Below are 20,699 nucleotides of genomic sequence, written 5' to 3'. Positions count from 1 at the left end.
TGGTTTGTTGATTCACAGGGTTTCGGCTCTGTGAATGGATTCTAAAAAGCCTTGAGTGCAGTCAGAGTATGAACTTTGACTTGCTCAAGGCTTTTTTTATGGCATCATGCAAAAAGTAAACACAATAATAAATGAGATATGCAAACCTATTATTTTTTTCAGCATCCAACAGCCGCGCATATCTATGTGCAAGACCAAGTGCAATGTGAGCATCATCCTGAACTTGAACCTGAGTTTATTTGGATTGATTGTACCCGTGAAGATGTCGTCAACCGCCCAGAGCAGTGGCAGAGTGATATTTTTCAGGCATCAGACTTGCGGGTCAATGAATACCATCTGCGGGATATTTTAAATTTAGAGCATCCGTGTGCTTTTGACACACTTGATGATTACGATTTATTAATTTTTAGAAAAATGGTCACACCCGATGACCAAATTGCTGCCGGCGCCGATGCGCTTGAAAAGCATGAGCGGGTCTTTGGTTTGGCGACCACCCCGATCAGTTTTTTGCTCACGCCCCAAGTGCTGATCACGGTGCGCGAAAAAGGCAACAAAGCCATTGAAAGTTATATCCAACGAATTGAAACCTTAATTTCTCGGCCGATTGATGAACAAAATAAACCACGAAAATTAGCCCTTACACCCTTAGATTTGGCATTGCGTTTACTGAATAATATGGTGGATGGATACCTCGATTTACGTGTTCCATTGACCCGCCGTGTCGAGTTTTGGCAGCGAGAATTGCTGCAAGGGCATCGGCGTTTTACCAAGTGGCATCAGTTGTTGCAGGAAAATATGGCCTTTCAGCAAGTGGAAAATTTGTGTGAAGAGCAAATTGAAGCTTTGCAAGAACTGCGTGATGAAGTTGTGGATAATTACCCACATTTGAAAGGCAAAAAGCGCAGTGAAAAGCAGGATATCATGCTGGTTCGGGTAGATGATTTAACCAGCCATATCGAACGCATTCAAAAACATACCACACGATTACGCAGTGCTGTGCAGGCCGCGATTGATCTGCATTTTTCAGCTGTCGCCAACCAAACCAATGAAAATATGCGGATTCTGGCGATTATTACGGCGATTTTCGCACCATTAACCTTATTAACCGGTATATACGGTATGAACTTTGAGTTTATTCCTGGACTTAAGTCACCAACCGGTTTTTGGATCATGCTCGGCATCATGCTGATGACCACGATTTTACTACTGTATTATTTTTATCGACGGCATTTGGTCGGGCGCGGTGAAAAAAGTGTGATTGATATGTTGGCACAGCAGCACGGCGATCAACACATGAATCTGTTTTGGTTTATGGATTATGAACCAATCAAACAGACGGTGAAGGGCACAGTCAAAGGTACGGTTAAAACCATGAAAGAAATTGAGAAGCTGACGAAACTCAAATAGTTCGCGTCAGTTTCTCTGATGGGTGGGTTTAGTTGCTAATCATTACGAATCCATGTGGTACTACGTCCGAGTGCAGACACGCCAATATAGCCGCGCATGGTTAAACGTTTGCCATTTGCACTCAGCTTGCCTTTGCCTTTATAGACATTGCCCGAGAGGGGATCCAGCACGGTTCCATTGCTATATTGATTTGGATGTTGTGGGTCTGGTTTAAATTCTTTGATAATTTCGGAACCTATCAAAACCCATTTTTGAGTTTGCCATTACATTTTAAGCATATTTCGACTAATGGGGCATTGCAGTGAATGTTCTACAGTCCGTCTAATCGGCATTGTTAGGCACAATAAGGTCACTGTGTGAATCTGCTGTTTGGTCATCAATTGTTTTCCAAACACCGGTCATATCATTGGCATGCAACAGACCGCTGAAACTGAGTAATGCTCCAAATAGCACATGATGTATTTGCATGATGAATCCTTTGTCATGATTTTATTGTTTTTTAAAAATCTGCAGTACAACGCGATTTGACCGATCCTTATGGTCTTAGTAATTCAATTGCGTAGCCTCGTGGGTTGTACTGCGAACGACATGCATCATGAAAAATCCCCTATACATGAATCGATATCTCAAGAGATATCATCATTTTCGTTACTTTTCAGCAAGCGATAAATTTCATCTTTTAGCTTTAATTTCTTACGCTTAATGGTCTCAATATCCGTGTTATGGTGATTGACAGGATTTAATTCCAATTGAATAATTTCACGATCTAACTCATCATGTTCTTCAAAGATCCGTGCAAAATATGGATTTTCATCACGTAACTGAGAGACCAAATCACGGTACTCAGGAAACATGTTTTTGACTTTTTTATTGCAATCTCGTGTTTTCATGGTTGTCGATCACTTCCTCTACAAGACAAACTCTACAAGAAAAGAAAAACGCCCTGCGAGGCAGAGCGTTCATGATTACATTTAATGTGAATGAAACTGTTGGTGTTTGACTTGGCGACGTAGTTGTTGAACTTCGTCAATTAAATCAAGCATCATAGCGACCGCAGTAAAACTGGCATCGAAATCTCGTTGAAGCCGATACGCACGCCGTGCGCGAGATATATCATCGCCAAAAAATTGATGAATCCTGTCTTCTGAACGGCTAGGCAGAATATCGTATTCGAGTAGTTGCAGAACCCATTCTGGACTTTGCCCACAGGCAGAGGCAAAGTGTTGTAGATCAAAACTACTTTTTTCGTCTACGATTTCAGTCTGTTTACATCCGTCACAGACAATTTCACGATAATGAATTGTTGTCATGGTGCTCTCCTTAAGACTGTCGTGGATTAAATGACGGAAAAGCTTGAGCAAAAGCCGCATATGCTTGTTGCTCTTGTTCGGTTTGTGCAGCTGGTATCTGTATATTTAAAATCAGGTAAAGGTGTCCGGGTGTTTTATTTGGTATCCCTTTGTCCTTTAATCGTAGCTGCTGACCAGTACGTGCATTTTTAGGAATTTGTAGTTCTAATGTTTTGCCATCAGGACTGGTAAATGCAATTTTTTGACCCAATGCGGCTTCCCATGGACTGATATTCAGTTGTTGGAAAATATCAACGCCTTCTACGCGGGTTTGCTCAGTTTGTTTATACAAAATTTCAATGTATAAATCGCCGGCGGCCCCACCGTTATAACCGGATTGCCCTTGGCCGGAGAGTCGAATTTGTTGACCTGATTTAATCCCTGCAGGAATTTTGACTTGCAGGGTTTTACGTTGGACTTCAGGCTCACCATGGGCATTGAGGCTTGGAATCTGTAAGGTGATATTCTGCGTTGCACCATGAAAGGCAATATCTAAATCCACTTCTAAGCTGGCGTGTTGGTCTTCACCACGGAAGCTCTTGGTTTGGCGGTTTGCACGTTGATACTGATAGTCACCGCCACCAAAGCCTTGCCCAAAACGACCAAACAAGTCTTCAAATCCACTAAGGTCCGCATGCTGACCATCACTCGTCGATTGGCGATAAAACTGAGATTGGTCAAAACCACCTTGGTTGCCAGCATTAAACCCAGCAAATCCTTGAGGATGATCGAGTTCAAAATCGTATTGTTTTTTCTTTTCGGCATCACTCAAGGTGTCGTATGCAACATTAATCGCTTGCATGCGCGCTTCAGCATCAGCTTCTTTGCTGACGTCAGGGTGATATTTACGCGCCAATTTTCGATAGGCTTTTTTAATTTGATCTGCCGAAGCATCTCGGGCGATCCCTAAAGTTTGATAGTGATTGTCTGGCATACTCTCTGTATAAATATTGATCATGTTTTAATCAATATAGATGGGTTCATCAAACTGTCATAGGGGCAAACTGCAGCTTATTGTTTCAAAACATGACAATAAAAAAGCCTCACGAGGAGGCTTTTAAAAACACATTTAAAATTAATATTTTATCCAAGTGACACTACGACCAATCACAGATACACCAACATACCCACGTATAGTTAAATGTTTTCCTGAAGCACTAAGTCTTGCTTTGCCTTTATAGATTTTTCCACCAATCGGGTCCAGAACTTTACCGTTTTGGAATTCACGTGGATTTTTTGGATCTTGTTTAAAGTCCCAAATAAATGGCAAGCCGATAAAAGGTTTATTTTTCAATTCACCTGGGCAGTTCGAGCAGACGCCCATTTTTTCAGTGCCAGGGACATTGCGTGTGGTGACAATGATGCCTTCATAGCTTCCATCGGCTTTTTTGCGAATTTCAACGTCTGCACGCGAATATCCTGTACGGTCATCGACGGTTTTCCACTTCCCCACTAGCGGATCGGTTTCCGCAGCGATTGACAATCCTGACAAAGTGCTAAGTACTATTCCGGCAAATAATTGTTGATATATTTTTTTCATTTCATCCCCTGAAAATTCAGAATTGTGTTTTTAGAGTAAGTTGCCTAATTTATATATAAAGTCCTACAAAATCAATGTGATAGTTTGTGATGTATTTGGCATATTTTTTTAAAACGCTGCTTTAATATGGAGTTTTTACTCTAATTTTTAAGTTAAAAAAAGGCCTTTAATGATTTAAAGGCCTCGTGCTTAGTTTTTGACCCAAGTGACATTGCGTCCAATTGCAGAGCCTTCAGTACGACCATTGATGATCAAATGCTTACCATTATTCATCAAACGAGCGCGTGCATTGTAGTGCTTGCCTGATTTGGGATCGAGCATCACTCCACCCACAAATTCATTGGGCTTTTCTGGATCAGCGCTTAGGCCGCTTAAAGTGGTTAAACCGACCATGGGTTTATTTTTCTGAGCACCGGTGCATTGCGTGCATGTCGAAACATTTGCCGTTCCCGGTACGCTTCGGCTTTGGATAATGGTGGCTGAATACAGGTCATGCTTATCTTTGCGAATCACTACATCGGCAAGTGAATAACCTGTTCTATCATCAATGGTTTTCCATGTCCCCACTAAGGGGTCAATCGCTGCAATAGCAGAGGATAAACTGCAGATGGAGAACATGCCGAACAGGATAGAAGGGAGGAGTTTAACAGCCATATAATTACCCACATTACACAAAAAGCGGATGCCTAAAACTTAAAGGCATAAAAATATTATGGGTTTAATGTAGCCTGAAATAATATGAATATTCTAGTGATTTTTTAAGGATTGGTATTTATATTTTGAGCCAAAACATGAACGAGTTTGCGCTAAATGAGGTTTATGCTGAACGTCTACGCACTAGTAAAATAGTCGGAATTCATCTCAAAGTAGATTGTTATCGGCATAATGAACTCGTCTGGAGTTGAGTTCATCATGCCAATGAAAGCCAAAAGGCCGCTTTAGTTGACGCGGATCCAAGATACCGTCCGGCCGAGGAGCGTGGTTCCAACATAACCTCGAAGTGTCAGCACATTGCCGCGCGCATTCAATTGCCCTTTACCTTGATAGGTATTGCCTGAAAGTGGGTCGATCACCTTGCCATCGGTATAGGCATTCTCTTTTGCATTATGTTTGAAGCCAGAGAATATCGGTAAACCAATTAAGGGTGCATTTTTGAGTTTACCTTCGCATTTTTCACAAATCGTGGTGACAGGGCGGTTAGGGATGGCATGTACTTTGGTGATTTTACCGCTATAGCTGCCGTCTTTTAATTTGGTGATTTGGACTTCAGCACGGGCATAGCCTGTTTTGTCATCTATGGTTTTCCATGTCCCGACGAGGTCTGCTGCATGTGCTGTTATTGGGCCAAAGCAGAACATGGCTAAAAGAATAGCGAGTATTTTGAGTTTCATATTTTATCCAGTTTTTTTACATTATTTTTCTATTAAAAATAAAGCTCTGTTGATTTTTTTGACTTTATTTCTGGCGCGATTCTACTCGAAAAAAAAATGATCGCAAATACAGCTGATCATCTTGAGGTTATAAAGTTCGCAACCATTCGACTAAGCGCAAGAAAGTAACTGTTCTAAATTTAATGGGAATAATAAAAAAGCACCCCGAAGGATGCTTAGATTTAGGCTTTCAATCATCACGATGATTTAGCTGAGGTGTTGACCAAAAAGGGATAAAGCTTCTTCTGCAGTAAAGGTATATTTTGTATTACAGAATTGGCAATCCATTTCAATTGGGTTTTGAAACTCTAGGGTTTCACGAACTGCAGCAACACCGATTTGTTCAAGTGCTGTCGCACAGCGTTCTTTTGAACATGTACAGCCAAATTTTAAGGCCTCAGTTTCAGGAAGACGAACTTCTTCTTCGTTGTATAAACGATATAAGATTTCATTTGCGGATAAAGACGTTAACTCTTCTGCTTTTAATGTCTCAGTCAGCATGGTTAAACGTGGCCATAGATCTTCATCGACACGGCGTTGTTCTTCTTCGTTGTTACGTGGTAATAACTGGATCAGCAAACCACCTGAACGGCTGTTGCTGCTTGCTAAGACGATACGTGTTGGGATCTGTGCAGATAGATCATAATATTGCATCAAGCAACCCGCTAATGTCGGTTTGTCTAAAGGTACAATCCCTTGATAACGCTCACCAAATTCAGGCTCGATATTAATGAAAAGTACTGGGTTTACCAAGGCTTTTAGTACCGTGCTGCTGTCTTCAGCAGCTTGAAAGTGCGGGTCTTCTTCATAATCGGCAAGTGCGCGAACTTCACCGAGATGATTACATTCCGCCATTGCCCATTTAAATGTGCCTGCAGCCTGAATTTGTAAGCTAATACGACCTTTAATTTTTAAGGTACTGGCCAACAAGGCAGTCGCGCTGAGCATTTCACCCAAGAGAATTTGTACAGCAGGTGCATAGTCACGCTGTGCAAGAATCGTTTGTAGGGCTTCTTCAAGATGAACCACTTCTCCACGAACAGGGCTATCTTCAATAAAAAAGCGTTGGCGTAAATCTGACATAAAATTCTCCATAACCCTGCTTTAATGGTGACGATATTGTAAAACACAAGTCATTCATTATCATCTCTTGTGACATCAATACGATGACGTTGTAAGCTTCGTTGTAAATCAACACCTGTAGGTTTTTCACGGGCTTGCGCATCGCTTTCAAACAAATGTTCCAGTTCAGCTAAAGCGTTACGATGCGTTTCATAAATCTTTTGTTCATCGGTATAGATTTGCTGCTGTTGAGTCAGCAGTTTTTCATCATAATCACGGAACAATTCGATACTTTTATAGGCATCTTCATCGCTGATGCCTAAGTCGCACAGCATGTGATAGGCCATTCCTAAAGAGGATAAATAGGTTTCACGCCAAATATGCTCAATCCCCAAATCACGCAGCAAATGCACCTGATGACGGTCACGCGCGCGGACCAATAATTTTAACTGAGGGTAATTCAGACGAATATGACGCGCCACGTTCATCGAGTCTTCAATATCATCCATGGCAAGGACAAACACTTTGGCATGTTCAATGCCCGCAGCGCGTAAAATATCTGGTTGTGTGGCATCGCCATAATACAGATGACCACCATAATTACGTACGAAATCGACTTTGTCTAAGTTGCTATCAATGGCGGTAAAAGACAAATGCTGTAAATGCGCCACACGAGCAATGATTTGTCCAAAACGTCCAAAGCCCGCAATAATCACAGGATTATGTTCATCCGGAATGTCGTCATATTCGGGAATGGTTTTTGGATTAAAACGTGGCAAAATTTGTGATTGTATTAACCAATACAACATAGGGGTCAGCACCATCGACAAAGTGACGATGAGGGTTAATGGCTCCAAAATGGCTTGTTGTACGACATTTTCACTTTTCGCCACACTAAAGACCACAAAGGCAAATTCACCGCCTTGAGCCAAACAGGTCGCCAGTAAAATACTGTTGCGCCATGAATTTTTGAGATAACGCGCAATCGCGGTAACTGACGCCATTTTGATGAGCATCAGTGCCAACGCACCACCGATAATGAACCATGGCATTTCAACAAACAACGACAGTTCCGTGGTCATGCCCACGGTCATAAAGAACAGACCAAGTAAAAGCCCCTTAAATGGAGCAATACTGGCTTCGAGTTCATGGCGGAATTCCGAGTCTGCCAATAGTACGCCAGTCAAAAATGCTCCGAGTGTGGTACTGATGCCAAGTACATCCATCAACACCACGACACCCAGCACTATAAATAAACCGACAGCGGTGATCAGTTCATGCGCACCACTTTTCGCGACGAAGCGGAAAAAAGGCCGCATTAAGTATCGACTAAATAAAAATAAGCCTGAAAAAGTCGCAATGATGGCAGCGAAATAGGCGATTCCGTGATGTGATGATTCTGTCCCTGCGAGCAGGGGAATGACTGCAATCAGGGGAATCGCGGCCATATCTTGAAACAGCAAAATCGAAAAGGATTGTTGCCCATAGGTGGTGTTTAATTGCTGCTTCTCACTCAGCATCTGCAAGACAAAGGCAGTAGAAGAAAGAGCGAGAGCGAAACCGATAACGATACTGGCTGCAATGCCTTGTTGTAAGGCAAAAAAACTGCCTAGCGCTAAAACAAGACCGGTCAGACCTACTTGTAAACTCCCCATGCCGAAAATAGAACTACGCATACTCCATAGACGCTGTGGACGGAGTTCGAGGCCGATCAGGAACATCAGTAAGATCACGCCAAACTCAGCGAGATCTTGGATCGCTTGGGGATCACTGGCAATGTTAAAGACATCGGGGCCGAGCAAAATACCAGTGAACAGATATCCCAATACCGTTGCAATACCAAAGCGCTTGAGCAAAGGGACAAGCAATAAGGATGCGCCAAGGAAAATTGTGATCTGTAACAGTAGTGACATTTACTCGTCCTAGAGTTGTGTTTTTGGTCGAAAGTTGCAATTCAGTATGACTGATATTTTCAGACTGAATTGTACGCGTTTAACTGAGTTCCTGTGGGTCTATATCGAGGCTCAATTTCATATTTGATGGCTTGTTATGCAAGATGTTTTGCCACCAATAACGCAGATAATAATGTAAGCGCGCACGATCTGTAGATAGTAAAACCATGTGGGATTGGTAACGCCCTGCTTTGCGCTCCATCGGGGCAGGAATCGGCCCCCAAATATCAATAATTCCAGCAGAGTCCTGACGCAGCAATTGGGCATGTTGCTGTAAAAATTCAGTATTGAGTTCTTGGTTTTTTGACTCACAGCGTACCAATGCGGCATAGCGAAACGGTGGCATTTGTGCCATTTCCCGTTCTTTCATGGTTTCTTTGGCAAATTTTCGGTAGTTCTCATTGACCAAAATATTCAAAAGCGGATGGTCGGGTCTTAATGTTTGTAGGAATACATCGCCTTTACGTTCGCCACGGCCGGCACGCCCTGTGACTTGCACAATGAGTTGAGCGGTACGTTCGATGGCACGGAAGTCCACACTCAGCAGACCTGAATCGATATCTAAAATCGCCACTAAGGTGACGTAAGGGAAATGATGTCCTTTGGCCAGCATTTGTGTGCCAAGCAAAATGGCAGGTTCGCTTTTTTGAATCTTGTCATAGATTTTTTGCCAGCTGCCGACGCGACTGGTGGAATCACGATCGACCCTTATAACGTCATGCTGCGGAAATAGTTCATTCAGGCTTTCTTCAACCTTCGCTGTGCCCATGCCCACGGATTTCAGTTCTTGGTGATTACACTGTGGACAATGCTCTGGCATACGGTGAATGGTGCCGCAGTGATGACAATGTAAATGTTGATAAGGTGTACGATGAACCGTGAAATTGGCATCGCAATGTGGGCATTTGGCCTGCCATGCACAGCTTTCACAAATCAGTACAGGTGCATAACCCCGGCGGTTTAAAAACACCAATACTTGCTCTTTTTTTTCAAGCCGTTTACGGATTTCACCAATCAAAAGTTGGCTGATTCCATGCTGTTTCTGTGCCACTTTCAAATCAAGGATGTGTATTTTCGGCATGACCGCGGTGCCCGCACGTTGGTTCAATTCCAGTACGGTCATTTTGCCTTGTTTCGCCAGTGCATAGCACTCGATACTAGGCGTGGCAGAACCTAAAATTACAGGGCATTGTTCCAGATGCCCACGGTAAAGTGCGACATCCCGAGCGTGATAGCGAAAGCCTTCTTGTTGTTTAAAGGACAGATCATGCTCTTCATCAATCACAATTAAACCTAGATTAGGCAGTGGCGTATAAATCGCAGAACGTGTGCCTAAAATAATTGACGCCTTACCTGTTTGCGCAGCTTGCCAAGCTTGCATACGTTTTGAATCGTTTAACCCCGAATGTAATAGGGCAATATTGCAATGAAAACGTGATTGGAAGCGGCTAATTGTCTGTGGGGTGAGTCCAATCTCAGGAACTAAAACCAAGACCTGTTTGCCTTGCTTGAGAACCTCTTGCATGATTTGTAAATAGACTTCAGTTTTACCACTGCCAGTTAAGCCATCGAGCAGGAAGGCCTGATATTTTTTACGGACTTTTAATACGCTATCGATCGCTTTTTTTTGGTCAGGGTTTGCTGTAAGTGGCATTTGCGCCATGCTCATCGGCATCGGGCTAAAGTCTTGTTCTGCTAACACACATTCGCAGATGCCTTTTTTCTCTAAGGCTTTGAGTGTTGCTGTTTCCACACCTGACAAATTTAAAAGATTTTCACCTGTGCCTGTGGGATGTAATTTTAGTATTTTATACGCTTCTTGCTGACGCTCTGAACGTTTAATTTTGGCTTCAGCATTATGGTCAATCAGATTCCATGTCCGTGCCAATAAATTATAGGGCTTTCCTTGGCGTAACAGCGTCGGAAGGGCACTTTGCATCACTTCACCAATCGGAAATTGGTAATACTGTGCAGACCATGTCAATAAATTTAAAACTTTCTCATCTAAAATGGCACGATCATCAAGAAGTTCGGTAATGGCCTTGAGTTTAAAGCTTGAATCGAGTGGTGCATCGGGAGCAATTTTTTCCACGATGATACCGGTCAAATTTTGCCGACCAAAAGATACAGCAACGCGTGCACCTACTTCAGCTTGTTGGTATTGCTCTTGGTTTAAGCTGTAATCGAAGCAGTCGTATAAATATACCGGAACGGCGACTCGAACGCGGTAAATAGGTGTTGCAATGCTCGCTGAATTTGCCATAAAACGTGGATAAGTTCCTGATTAAATTTCGTCGTGATCGTAAAGGAGTTGTGTTAGAGTGAGCTCATATTTTATATCTAAGAATATGAATGATTTTGATGGTCAGACGCAACTGCGCTGATAGAAATTTTGGAAAATTAGAGCATTACAATGCCTGCATATCAGTTTACTGCCATAGACGCTTCAGGGAAGCAGCAGAAGGGTGTACTTGAGGGTGATTCTGCGCGTCAAATTCGTCAACAGCTCAGAGATCAGTCACTCATTCCAGTTGCTGTCGATCCGATAGAGCAAAAAGACAAACACGCGCAGCAGCGCTGGTTTCAAAAAGGGCTGAATGCCTATGACTTGGCTTTATTGACTCGCCAACTTTCAGTTTTGGTTGCCGCTGCGATTCCATTAGAAGAAGCGATTCGTGCTGTGGGAAAACAAAACGAAAAAGCCCATGTGCAAAACCTGTTGATGTCGGTGCGTTCTAAAGTTTTGGAAGGGCATTCTTTAGCCAACGCACTACAACAAGCGGGACGCTTTCCGGAACTGTATATTGCCACGATTGCAGCAGGTGAGCGTTCAGGTCATCTCGATCTCATTCTCGACCAACTTGCCGATTACACCGAAAACCGCTTCGCCATGCAAAAAAAAGTGCAGGGTGCGATGATTTATCCCATCATCCTGATGTTAATGTCTTTCGGTATTGTGATGGGACTCATGACCTATGTGGTCCCAGATATTGTCAAAACCTTTGACCAAAGCAAAGATGCCTTGCCGTGGATAACGATCGCTTTAATGAAAGCCAGTGATTTTATTCGAATGGCCTGGCCATTTTTATTGGTCGGTAGCGTAGTCTCGATTTTTCTCTTGGTTCGATTCCTCAGAACAGCGGCGGGACATTATGCCTTTGACCGATTGACCTTGAAATTACCGTTATTTTCCAAACTGTCTAAAGGCATTAATGCCGCTCGTTTTGCCAGTACCTTGTCGATTTTAACCAAGTCTGGCGTGCCATTGGTCGATGCTTTAAAAATTGGCGCAGCGGTCAGTAATAATTGGGTGATTCGAGATTCGGTCAACCTTGCGGCAGAGAAAGTAACAGAAGGTGGTAATTTAGCAACACAGCTTGAGCGAAGTGGTTATTTCCCACCGATGATGGTACAAATGATCAAAAGTGGTGAAAGTTCAGGCGAATTAGACCGGATGCTAGAACGTGCGTCGACGATGCAAGACCGTGAAGTGACGACCTTAATTTCAACTTTATTGGCGTTGCTTGAACCGCTGATGTTGGTATTTATGGCGAGCATTGTACTGGTGATCGTGATTGCTGTGATGCTGCCAATCGTGAATATGAATAATATGATTTAAGACATTCGAACAATGATGTGAACAGAGATTTGTAACATGCAAGTGAAGACAAAAAATATGAAGCAACAAGGTTTTACTTTAATTGAAGTGATGGTGGTCATTGTCATTTTAGGTGTTTTGGCAGCGCTGATTGTACCGAACGTGATGGGCCGTGGTGAAAAAGCTAAAGTCGATACTACGGCCATTACTTTAAAAAGTGTCGCTGGCTCATTAGATCAATACAAAATGGACAATGGTAAATTCCCTTCAATGCAAGACGGTGGATTAAATGCTTTGGTCACTAAACCTGAGTCTGCTAAAAACTGGTTGCCGGGTGGCTATATCAAAGGTGGCTATCCAAAAGACAGTTGGGACAATGACATCCAATATGTGATTCCAGGTTCTGAAGGCCGTCCTTATGATCTTTATTCATTTGGTGCGGATGGTCAGTCTGGCGGTGAAGAAAATGATGCCGATATTTACTATAAACACTAACTGAGAATAATTATAAATTCAGTTTTAATGGAATTAATCACTTCACTTAATAGGATGTTTCAATATTGAGTGAAGTGATAATAAATCTTAATTATAAAATTAATATTAAGTTGTTGAATTTACTTTAAATAACATAATATGAAATATGTGATATTTATAATAAGAATTATTCCCAATTTTATTGATTACAATAATCGCAAAATATGAATAAATATAGGCTTTTCATTTAAATAAAACCGCGCATAATATCTTTTATGGTACTTTTTTAGCCATGGAGGATAGCATGAAAGCATTATTATTAACGGATGAAATTAACCAATTTCATTGGTCTATGCTGAAATCTGTTCTTTTGATTTTAAGTATTCTGCCGATCAGTCAAGGCATTGTGTATTTATGGCAAAGCACTGAGGGCAGTAGCCAAATTATGGTGGGCTTCTTTGCCATGAGCTTAATGAGTTCATTACTGGCTTTAAGTTTTTGGTCTGCATTAAAAGCGACTGTGGTAAATTTAAAACAAGAACATGCATCTGCCATCGAACAACTGGTTGTTCGTCTTTATCGATATATTCCAATGGTATCTTTAGCTGCCATGCTTTCCTATTTAGTTACGCAGTTATAACCCCAAAATTAAACCTTCAAAACTGGAGCTTGTTCCAGTTTTTTTATGTCTCGTGTTAATGAACAGTTCGTAGCGTACATCAGTGCATACTTCTACATGGTACGCGCTCTAACATAACCTTGCTTTGTCCGTTTTGACGCATCGAATGTCTGTTTCACATATGGTCAGCCTGAATGAAATTTTTATAATCTTTACATATCAGATCTTAGATAGTTAGATGAAGTACAACAAAGAAAAGAAAGAGGGAAAAATGCAACAGATCGATTGGCAAGATTTTTTGAAAGTTGAATTACGTGTGGGGAAAATTGTGCAGGCTGAAGTCTTTGAGCAAGCACGTAAACCCGCGTATATTCTTCATGTGGATTTTGGAGAGGAACTGGGCATTAAAAAATCCAGTGCGCAAATTACACAGCTGTATCAGCCGGAAAATCTATTGGGAAAATTGGTCGTTGCCGTCGTGAATTTTCCAAAAAAACAAATTGGTCCAATCCAGTCAGAGTGTTTAGTCACAGGTTTTCATAATGCAGAGGGGCATGTTGCTCTTTGTGTGCCTGATACAGAGATTCCCCTAGGCACCAAGTTACTTTAAAAAAGTAGGATGAGTTGGCACGTTGAAAGTTTATCAATAAAAAACCGAGCCAAAGCTCGGTTTTCTTGATCTTTTGTAGCGGAATCAACGGCGTGATTTAAAAGAAATATCAACTTTACGCGGGCGATAAATCCAACCGAGAACCAATAACAAGAATGAGAAAATCAACACAGGCCAATCACTTAAGCGAGTGTAAAGTGTTTCGCCTTGCATGGCAGGTAAATCACCACGAAGTACTGCATCTTTATCCATCGGTGCCTGTTTCACAATGTGACCATTATGATCAATAAAGGCGGTAATACCTGTATTGGTTGCGCGAATAAACCAACGGCCATTTTCTTTGGCACGCATTTGAACCATTTGTAGGTGTTGATGCGGGCTCGCTGTTCCAGTAAACCATGCGTCATTGGAAATGGTCACTAGGTAGTCACTTTGACTGGCATTACGACGGGTTAAGTTGGGATAAGCCACTTCATAGCAAATCGCTGCGCCTAAATCATGACCTTTAACATTCAAAGGCTTTTGGTTGTTTGCGCCACGTGAAAAGCCACTCATCGACGGGTCATTTTGTAGGGCAGGTAGTACCCAACTTAACATCCCTGAAAGCGGAATGTATTCACCAAAGGGGACTAGACGTTGCTTCTTGTATAGACCAGAAGATTCATCACCAGTTGCCATGATGGTGTTGTAATACATAGGGTGTTGGTTTTGCTGTGATTCTGCCAAATCCCAATAGGGAATACCTGTCACCCAAGCCGTACCTGTTTTATTGGCTTGGACTTTCATCGCATCCAAAAACGGCTCAATATCGGTTTGGAACATTGGAATAGAGGATTCTGGCCAAACAATGACATCACGCCCCCATTCGGTCCGACTTAATGACGCATATTTCATTAAGGTTTGAGCTTGGTATTCTGTTAACCATTTTAAATCTTGTGGAATATTGCCTTGAATTAAGGAAACACTCAGCGGTTTTTCATTTTTAGGCTGAACAAATTGCACTTGCCCTGCACCCCATGCACCGAGCAAAACAAGGGCAGAGGGAACAATCCAGAAGATGCGTTTACGCAGGATTTCAACCAATGCACAGGCCAATACAATGACCGCAAAAGATACCCCAAAGATCCCGAATAATGGCGCATAGCCATCGAGAAATCGTTCAGTAAAGGCATAACCTGCAAACAGCCATGGAAAACCGGTAAAGACCCAAGTTTTACTCCACTCGAAAAACACCCACAGTGGCGCAAAGGTCAGTGGTGTTTCTGGAAAGAAGCGGCGGTAGAGCCAACTCTGAACTGCGGTAAACAGCCCCATCACAATCGCCATAATGGCAATCATCAAAACACTGAGTGCTGAATTGGTATCACCATAGACATGGATTGAGGTATATAGCCAAAAAGCCCCGACAAACCATAAGCCGAAGCCATAAGCTAGACCAATGAAAAATGATTGTTTAGGTGCACGTTGACTTAGGCAGGCATACAACAGGGCTGGAGATAAAATTGCCAACCACCAATAATGATAAGGTGCCAGCGACAAGCTGAAGATGGCACCTGAAAATAACGCAATCAGCAAAGGATAGATGAAAGGTAGCTGTTTTTTTTGTTGTGAGTGGTTTAGCAGCTTATCAAAGTAGGTTCTCATTTACGGACAGCTCGGATCAGATGAATGGTACGTGCATCTGCCTCCAAAATGGTAAACTCCCAGTTTTCAAGTTCAATCACTTGACCTTGTAAATCACTGACCAAGCCCATTTCTTGTAGCAGTAAGCCGCCCACAGTTTCTACTTCATCATCTGAAAAATCAGCATCTAAAAGATTGTTAAAGTGTTCAATTGGTGTAAGTGCTTGAACCAACCATGTATTTGCACTTAGTGGATCTTCATCTGGAATGATAAATTGAGCTTCTTCATCGACTTTGTCGTGTTCGTCTTCAATTTCACCTACAATTTCTTCAAGAATATCTTCTAAAGTCACTAAACCTGAAGTTGTGCCATATTCATCAATCACTACAGCGATATGGGTTTGGGTATTTTTCAACATACGTAAAACTTGGTCAGAACGCGCGCTCTCGGGTACAAATAAGGGTTGACGCATTAATGCACGAATATCGACTTTGGTGGTCGGCTCTGTCAAAAATGGCAACAAATCTTTGGCCAACAAAATACCGACAACATTGTCTGGCTGGTCTGAGGAAAAGACTGGGAAACGTGAGTGTGCAGATTCAACAAGTACATGCAAAATATCTAATAGCTCATCATCTTCTTGTAAGCTGATCATCGCAGTACGGGGGGTCATAACCTCGCGGATTTTAGTTGCAGGTAAGTCGAGTACCCCTTCGAGCATGGCAACTGTATCGGGTTCTAAGAAGCGACGTGAATCTTGTACCAATTTCAACAGTTCGTCACGGGTTTCTGGTGCAGTGCCCAGCCATTTACGTAAGCCGCGCATGCCCCACGACGGGCCGGATTCCTCTTGCATGATCTTTCCTAAAGACTCTTAATATCTAATAAATGATGATTTTATCATACCGTAGAAAATACAGTTGTCTATTGTTAATGTTGATCTAGATGATGAGCGATCAAGTCATTTTAAGACGTTATCATCTGCATTTTTCAAGCTAACATTCGGTCGTCAGGATTATGCTAAAATAGCCTTAGATTTTAATACTGAGTTTTCTAATGTCTGAGCCTTCTGTGCCCCCATCAATTCAATTAAACACCCGTGGCTTACGTTGCCCTGAGCCTGTGATGATGTTGCATCAAGCCATTCGTAAATCAAAATCGGGCGATATTGTTGAGGTTTTTGCAACAGATAATTCGACCTCTTGGGATATTCCGAAATTTTGTATGCATTTAGGTCATGAGCTATTGCTTCAAGAAGAACGTCTTGATGAAAATGGAAATAAAGAATTTCATTATTTGGTTCAGAAAGGTTAATTTAAGAGATTGTAAAAAATAATAATTATTAAGATGTTACATTTTTATTAATAAAATAGGCTGGTCAAGTCTGATGGCTAGCCTATATCATTCGCAGCATAATTATACAAAGTTTAAAAAACAGACTTTTAAAATGTTAAATTCGATTGCTCTTATACTTGAAAAATTAGGCTTATCCGCCCAAAAACGTGCCATTCATGTGCAATTTTCCAACCCTGCGTTGAATGATGAGCTTTTTATTCAACGTATTGATGGGGAGCATGTCTTAAACCAAGGCCTGCAAGCGACTTTGATTTGCCTATCTACCAATGCCCTTATTCCATTAAAACAATTTATTGGCGCACAAGTCGCCGTTGATCAAGTGACCGATCAGGGCGAACTCTTCCGTACCACGGGTATTATTACCGAAGCCACCCAAGGGCAGAGTGACGGTTCACTCACGCTGTATAAACTCACTTTAGAAGATGCAACATCGCTGTGGCATAAACGCAGGAACAGCCGTGTGTTTATGAACAAATCGGTGCGTGATGTCAGTGAGACTCTTTTTAAAGAATGGCAAAGCAAAAGTCCGCTCTTTGCTGCCAGTCTAACGCTAGATCTAAGCGGTTTAAGCCAAAACTATGATGTTCGACCTTTCATCATGCAGTCGAATGAAAGCGATTATGACTTTTTAACCCGACTTTGGCGCAGTGAGGGTATCAACTGGCTCATCGATGAAGCGCAGCTGAAAGTGTCACATTCCTCAGCACCAATTGAAAAACAAAAACTCCGCCTGATTGATGACAATAGCCAATATCAAGCGCTCAGCCGTCGTAGTATCCGCTTTCATCGTTCTAGCGCCACTGAAAAACAAGACAGCATCACCAGCTTGATCGGTGAGCGTAGCATTCAACCGACTGCGGTCCATGTGCAGCGCTGGCAAGCCGATGGACTGAACCAAGAAGAAGGCGCAGGTTCAGTTCAAAGCAAACATCAGCATAGCCAAAGCCAAGACAATGCCAGCTTAAGTTTGGAACAAGCATGGCATGTCAGCCCTGCATGGATGCAAGATTTAAAAGGCGAAGACCAAGCTACCGCTTCATCCAATAGCCAGATTGAAAAACTGAATCAAAACCTAACGCGCTATCACGAGCTACAATCGAAAAAATTCAATGCACAATCGACCGCGCGTGATACACAAGTCGGTTATTGGTTTGAATTGAATGAACACCCAGAAATCGATCAACACAGTGGTGCAGACAAACAATTTTTAATTACAGAAAAGAAATTCTATAACCAAAATAACTTACCCAAAGACCTTACTGAACAAGTCAATCAACTGATTGAACAAAGTCAGTGGAACATTAAACCGATCCATGAACAGGCAGAGCGTCAGGCCAATCAGCTCACATTGCAACGCCGCAATATTGCGACGGTTCCTGAATATAACCCACTCGAACACCGTCCAAGTACCCATCCGCAACGCGCCAAAGTCGTTGGGCCAAGTGGTGAAGAAATTCATGTCGATGAATGGGGGCGTATCAAAGTCCGTTTCTTATTTACCCGTGGTGATGACCACAGCCATGATGGCGGTGCAGGCAGCAATGACAATGATACGGACTCTGCATGGGTAGATGTACTGACTCCATGGGCAGGTGAAGGCTATGGCGCACGTTTCTTGCCGCGCATTAATGAAATCGTGGTCATCGATTTCTTTGACGGTAACATCGACCGACCATTTGTGGTGGGGCGTATACATGAAGCACAGCGCAGTCCAACCCAATTTGATAGTAAAGGCAAACTACCTGAGACCAAAAAACTGGCTGGAATAAAAAGTAAGGAAGTCCAAGGTGAAGGCTTTGGACAACTGCGCTTTGATGACACGACGGGACAAATCTCGACACAATTACAAAGTACCCATGGCGCGACTCAGCTCAACCTCGGTAACCTCAGTCACCCCAAAGAAATGGCAGAAAGTGAAGGTCGAGGCGAAGGCTTTGAACTAAGAACAGACCAATGGGGCGCAGTACGTGCAGGACAGGGGCTACTTGTCAGCACACACCCACAACAACAAGCAGCGGCAATGCACCTCGACGCACAAGCGGCGAAAGAACAAATCGAAGCCAACTTAAACAGCAGTAAAGCCTTAAGTGAAGTGGCGAAAAATCAACAAACTGACCCACTTGAAGTCTTGGATAATTTAAAAAACTTCCTTCGGCAAATCGAAAAAGGCAGTAAAGAAAAAGCTGATGCCTTTAAACAAGCCTTAATGATTTTATCTGCACCGAACTCAATTGCTGTAAGTAGTCAGGAAGATATTCATCTTTCAGCAGAAGGACAGATCAGCCAAAGTGCGGGCGATAGCATCAATATCAGCAGTCAAAAATCTTTAATTGCCCATGCACAAAGCAAGATCAGTCTATTTGCAGCACAAGAGGGATTAAGAGCTTATGCAGGCAAAGGCAAAGTTGAAATCCAAGCTCAAGGTGATGGGGCTGATTTGATTGCCCGAAAAGGTATTCAAATTATTTCCACGGAAGATAAAGTTGAAATCAAAGCGAGCAAAAAAATTGTTTTAGTTGCGGGTGGTAGTCAGATTGAGATTAGTAGTGGGGGTGTATTGCCTACTACTAGCGGTAAGTTTGAAGTGAAGGCGGGGCAGCATAAGTTTGTGGGAGGGAACAAGATTCCCACTTTGAATGTAAATTTACCTGCACTGAAAATCAAAGAAAATTCAGTGAGCGAATGTCCTATAAGGTTAAAACAATCAAATTCAAATACCGAATATATATCTAATGCTGAGTCATCCACGGCGTTGAATGATTCAGCATTACATGGAAATAGTTGTTCATCTTTATTAAAACCAATTAGTATAGTTGATTATCTACCAGAAGCTCTTTCTGGGAAAATTGTAGATACGGATGAAAACGGAAATTTAATATCAATAGGTATAGAAAAAAATGAAACTTTAGAAGATGGTTATGTTGACTATTATGAAAATTCAAAGAGGTATAAAGTCAAATTTTATGATTATTCAGAGATAAGCCAACCATTTGATATTAAGTTTGATCCACTTAAAAACCTCTTAACAGTAACAACAAAGATATCTTTTAAAGGAAAAAAGCGTGTCTTAGTTGACAATAATAACCAGATAGTTACTAATAAAAGTGGTATAGAAGTAGAATTACCATATGATTCTAGCTTAGATTTGCAAAATTCCATGTTTTCTTTTGAGGATATAGAAATTCCATATAAAGATTGGTTTGACTTTAATAAAGCTAAATCTGAAATTGAGAAAATTTTAAATAAAAATAATTTTTATTTATATCCGAAAAACTGTGCTCAATCAAAATGTACGTGTAAAGTTCCAGTTTGGTTGGAAGTTGTAGAAGCACAAGATGGTCATGAAGTTAATATATACAAATTAAGTACTCGTGCGGATTCAAGTAATTGGTCTATAAATACTACAGCAGAATACAAAGCATCGAAAAAACAGGTAACTGATTACTATCAAATTTATGAATTTATTGAAAACTCAACTTCATTAACTGATTTTCAACAATATGACTTCGGATGTTGGAAATTTGAGCCAAGTTGGATGTCGAATAATATACATGCGCATGAATCTGGTCATTTATTTAATTGGCCAGATGAGTATTTTGCTTATGGGGGAGCAGTAAATCAAAGGTATACTTTAGCTACAAGTAATCCACCATATCAAATAGATCTTAAGATTGCAGA

19 protein-coding genes and 1 pseudogene are annotated in these 20,699 nt (G+C 41.8%); 7 read left to right on the top strand and 13 right to left on the bottom strand.

Going from position 1 to position 20,699, the window contains the following annotated elements; translation table 11 throughout:
* Positions 1-138 precede the first annotated feature (138 nt).
* Positions 139-1,407 carry a magnesium transporter CorA family protein gene (locus MST18_RS14020; protein ID WP_180132735.1) on the top strand — a complete coding sequence of 423 codons (1,269 nt, stop codon included), beginning with the start codon at positions 139-141 and terminating at the stop codon, positions 1,405-1,407.
* 35 nt (positions 1,408-1,442) lie between these two features.
* On the opposite strand, the gene MST18_RS14015 is transcribed toward MST18_RS14020, so the two are convergent.
* From MST18_RS14015 to MST18_RS13965, 11 genes are all read right to left on the bottom strand, one after another.
* Positions 1,443-1,649: a DUF2147 domain-containing protein gene (locus tag MST18_RS14015; protein ID WP_180066201.1), complete on the bottom strand. Its 207-nt coding sequence runs from the start codon at positions 1,647-1,649 to the stop codon at positions 1,443-1,445.
* Between the two features lie 79 nt (positions 1,650-1,728).
* Positions 1,729-1,875, bottom strand: a complete 147-nt coding sequence (locus MST18_RS14010) for a hypothetical protein (protein WP_180132734.1) — start codon at positions 1,873-1,875, stop codon at positions 1,729-1,731.
* A 158-nt stretch (positions 1,876-2,033) separates the two neighbouring features.
* The gene (locus MST18_RS14005; protein WP_078192816.1) at positions 2,034-2,297 is read right to left on the bottom strand and encodes a YdcH family protein; all 264 of its coding nucleotides are present in this window, start codon (positions 2,295-2,297) and stop codon (positions 2,034-2,036) included.
* 81 nt (positions 2,298-2,378) lie between these two features.
* Positions 2,379-2,717, bottom strand: coding sequence for a chaperone modulator CbpM (locus MST18_RS14000; RefSeq protein ID WP_111885626.1), 339 nt, complete (start codon positions 2,715-2,717; stop codon positions 2,379-2,381).
* Between the two features lie 10 nt (positions 2,718-2,727).
* Entirely contained in the window at positions 2,728-3,690 is a 963-nt protein-coding gene (locus MST18_RS13995; RefSeq protein ID WP_180132852.1) for a DnaJ C-terminal domain-containing protein, read from the bottom strand.
* Between the two features lie 141 nt (positions 3,691-3,831).
* Positions 3,832-4,296, bottom strand: coding sequence for a DUF2147 domain-containing protein (locus MST18_RS13990; protein WP_168377965.1), 465 nt, complete (start codon positions 4,294-4,296; stop codon positions 3,832-3,834).
* 189 nt (positions 4,297-4,485) lie between these two features.
* The gene (locus MST18_RS13985; RefSeq protein WP_180132733.1) at positions 4,486-4,950 is read right to left on the bottom strand and encodes a DUF2147 domain-containing protein; all 465 of its coding nucleotides are present in this window, start codon (positions 4,948-4,950) and stop codon (positions 4,486-4,488) included.
* A gap of 284 nt (positions 4,951-5,234) precedes the next feature.
* Entirely contained in the window at positions 5,235-5,687 is a 453-nt protein-coding gene (locus MST18_RS13980) for a DUF2147 domain-containing protein (protein ID WP_180035003.1), read from the bottom strand.
* Positions 5,688-5,933: 246 nt separating this feature from the next.
* Complete coding sequence (hslO, locus tag MST18_RS13975) at positions 5,934-6,809, bottom strand: Hsp33 family molecular chaperone HslO (protein ID WP_111885623.1); 876 nt, start codon at positions 6,807-6,809, stop codon at positions 5,934-5,936.
* A gap of 50 nt (positions 6,810-6,859) precedes the next feature.
* Complete coding sequence (locus tag MST18_RS13970) at positions 6,860-8,701, bottom strand: monovalent cation:proton antiporter-2 (CPA2) family protein (protein ID WP_180132732.1); 1,842 nt, start codon at positions 8,699-8,701, stop codon at positions 6,860-6,862.
* A gap of 79 nt (positions 8,702-8,780) precedes the next feature.
* Positions 8,781-11,003: a primosomal protein N' gene (locus MST18_RS13965; protein WP_180132731.1), complete on the bottom strand. Its 2,223-nt coding sequence runs from the start codon at positions 11,001-11,003 to the stop codon at positions 8,781-8,783.
* A 150-nt stretch (positions 11,004-11,153) separates the two neighbouring features.
* Between MST18_RS13965 and gspF the strand changes: the two genes are divergently transcribed.
* The 4 genes from gspF (at position 11,154) to MST18_RS13945 (ending at position 14,041) form a co-directional block, all read left to right on the top strand.
* The gene (gspF, locus tag MST18_RS13960; RefSeq protein WP_180089615.1) at positions 11,154-12,359 is read left to right on the top strand and encodes a type II secretion system inner membrane protein GspF; all 1,206 of its coding nucleotides are present in this window, start codon (positions 11,154-11,156) and stop codon (positions 12,357-12,359) included.
* A gap of 36 nt (positions 12,360-12,395) precedes the next feature.
* Positions 12,396-12,833: a type II secretion system major pseudopilin GspG gene (gene gspG / locus MST18_RS13955; RefSeq protein ID WP_078189784.1), complete on the top strand. Its 438-nt coding sequence runs from the start codon at positions 12,396-12,398 to the stop codon at positions 12,831-12,833.
* Between the two features lie 283 nt (positions 12,834-13,116).
* Positions 13,117-13,452, top strand: coding sequence for a hypothetical protein (locus MST18_RS13950; RefSeq protein ID WP_180132730.1), 336 nt, complete (start codon positions 13,117-13,119; stop codon positions 13,450-13,452).
* Between the two features lie 250 nt (positions 13,453-13,702).
* Positions 13,703-14,041, top strand: coding sequence for a tRNA-binding protein (locus tag MST18_RS13945; protein WP_180042366.1), 339 nt, complete (start codon positions 13,703-13,705; stop codon positions 14,039-14,041).
* 84 nt (positions 14,042-14,125) lie between these two features.
* Here MST18_RS13945 and lnt read toward each other — a convergent pair whose 3' ends face one another.
* Together lnt and MST18_RS13935 are read right to left on the bottom strand one after the other, a co-directional pair.
* Positions 14,126-15,685 carry an apolipoprotein N-acyltransferase gene (gene lnt, locus MST18_RS13940; protein ID WP_180078073.1) on the bottom strand — a complete coding sequence of 520 codons (1,560 nt, stop codon included), beginning with the start codon at positions 15,683-15,685 and terminating at the stop codon, positions 14,126-14,128.
* Positions 15,682-16,521: an HlyC/CorC family transporter gene (locus tag MST18_RS13935; RefSeq protein WP_078189781.1), complete on the bottom strand. Its 840-nt coding sequence runs from the start codon at positions 16,519-16,521 to the stop codon at positions 15,682-15,684. The genes lnt and MST18_RS13935 overlap by 4 nt, the downstream gene beginning before the upstream one ends.
* A 200-nt stretch (positions 16,522-16,721) precedes the next feature.
* On the opposite strand from MST18_RS13935, the gene tusA reads away from it, so the two are divergent.
* Together tusA and MST18_RS13925 are read left to right on the top strand one after the other, a co-directional pair.
* A complete protein-coding gene (gene tusA, locus MST18_RS13930) occupies positions 16,722-16,979 on the top strand; it encodes a sulfurtransferase TusA (RefSeq protein WP_078189780.1) in 258 nt (85 codons plus the stop codon).
* A gap of 133 nt (positions 16,980-17,112) precedes the next feature.
* Positions 17,113-19,677, top strand: a pseudogene (locus MST18_RS13925) (type VI secretion system Vgr family protein); the annotation flags it as partial.
* Positions 19,678-20,699 lie beyond the last annotated feature (1,022 nt).

It is taken from the genome of Acinetobacter sp. YH12068_T (assembly GCF_024606005.1).
Lineage (GTDB): Bacteria > Pseudomonadota > Gammaproteobacteria > Pseudomonadales > Moraxellaceae > Acinetobacter > Acinetobacter amyesii.
The sequence above is the reverse complement of the archived record's forward strand: the minus strand, read 5'-3'. Positions and strand labels throughout refer to the sequence as shown.

Bases quoted from the DNA above. Each gene is read 5' to 3' on its own strand.
- MST18_RS14020 (WP_180132735.1), top strand. From the start codon at position 139: ATGCAAACCTATTATTTTTTTCAGCATCCAACAGCCGCGCATATCTAT.
- MST18_RS14010 (WP_180132734.1), bottom strand. From the start codon at position 1,875: ATGCAAATACATCATGTGCTATTTGGAGCATTACTCAGTTTCAGCGGT.
- MST18_RS14005 (WP_078192816.1), bottom strand. From the start codon at position 2,297: ATGAAAACACGAGATTGCAATAAAAAAGTCAAAAACATGTTTCCTGAG.
- MST18_RS14000 (WP_111885626.1), bottom strand. From the start codon at position 2,717: ATGACAACAATTCATTATCGTGAAATTGTCTGTGACGGATGTAAACAG.
- MST18_RS13995 (WP_180132852.1), bottom strand. From the start codon at position 3,690: ATGCCAGACAATCACTATCAAACTTTAGGGATCGCCCGAGATGCTTCG.
- MST18_RS13990 (WP_168377965.1), bottom strand. From the start codon at position 4,296: ATGAAAAAAATATATCAACAATTATTTGCCGGAATAGTACTTAGCACT.
- MST18_RS13985 (WP_180132733.1), bottom strand. From the start codon at position 4,950: ATGGCTGTTAAACTCCTCCCTTCTATCCTGTTCGGCATGTTCTCCATC.
- MST18_RS13980 (WP_180035003.1), bottom strand. From the start codon at position 5,687: ATGAAACTCAAAATACTCGCTATTCTTTTAGCCATGTTCTGCTTTGGC.
- hslO (WP_111885623.1), bottom strand. From the start codon at position 6,809: ATGTCAGATTTACGCCAACGCTTTTTTATTGAAGATAGCCCTGTTCGT.
- MST18_RS13970 (WP_180132732.1), bottom strand. From the start codon at position 8,701: ATGTCACTACTGTTACAGATCACAATTTTCCTTGGCGCATCCTTATTG.
- MST18_RS13965 (WP_180132731.1), bottom strand. From the start codon at position 11,003: ATGGCAAATTCAGCGAGCATTGCAACACCTATTTACCGCGTTCGAGTC.
- gspF (WP_180089615.1), top strand. From the start codon at position 11,154: ATGCCTGCATATCAGTTTACTGCCATAGACGCTTCAGGGAAGCAGCAG.
- gspG (WP_078189784.1), top strand. From the start codon at position 12,396: ATGCAAGTGAAGACAAAAAATATGAAGCAACAAGGTTTTACTTTAATT.
- MST18_RS13950 (WP_180132730.1), top strand. From the start codon at position 13,117: ATGAAAGCATTATTATTAACGGATGAAATTAACCAATTTCATTGGTCT.
- MST18_RS13945 (WP_180042366.1), top strand. From the start codon at position 13,703: ATGCAACAGATCGATTGGCAAGATTTTTTGAAAGTTGAATTACGTGTG.
- lnt (WP_180078073.1), bottom strand. From the start codon at position 15,685: ATGAGAACCTACTTTGATAAGCTGCTAAACCACTCACAACAAAAAAAA.
- MST18_RS13935 (WP_078189781.1), bottom strand. From the start codon at position 16,521: ATGCAAGAGGAATCCGGCCCGTCGTGGGGCATGCGCGGCTTACGTAAA.
- tusA (WP_078189780.1), top strand. From the start codon at position 16,722: ATGTCTGAGCCTTCTGTGCCCCCATCAATTCAATTAAACACCCGTGGC.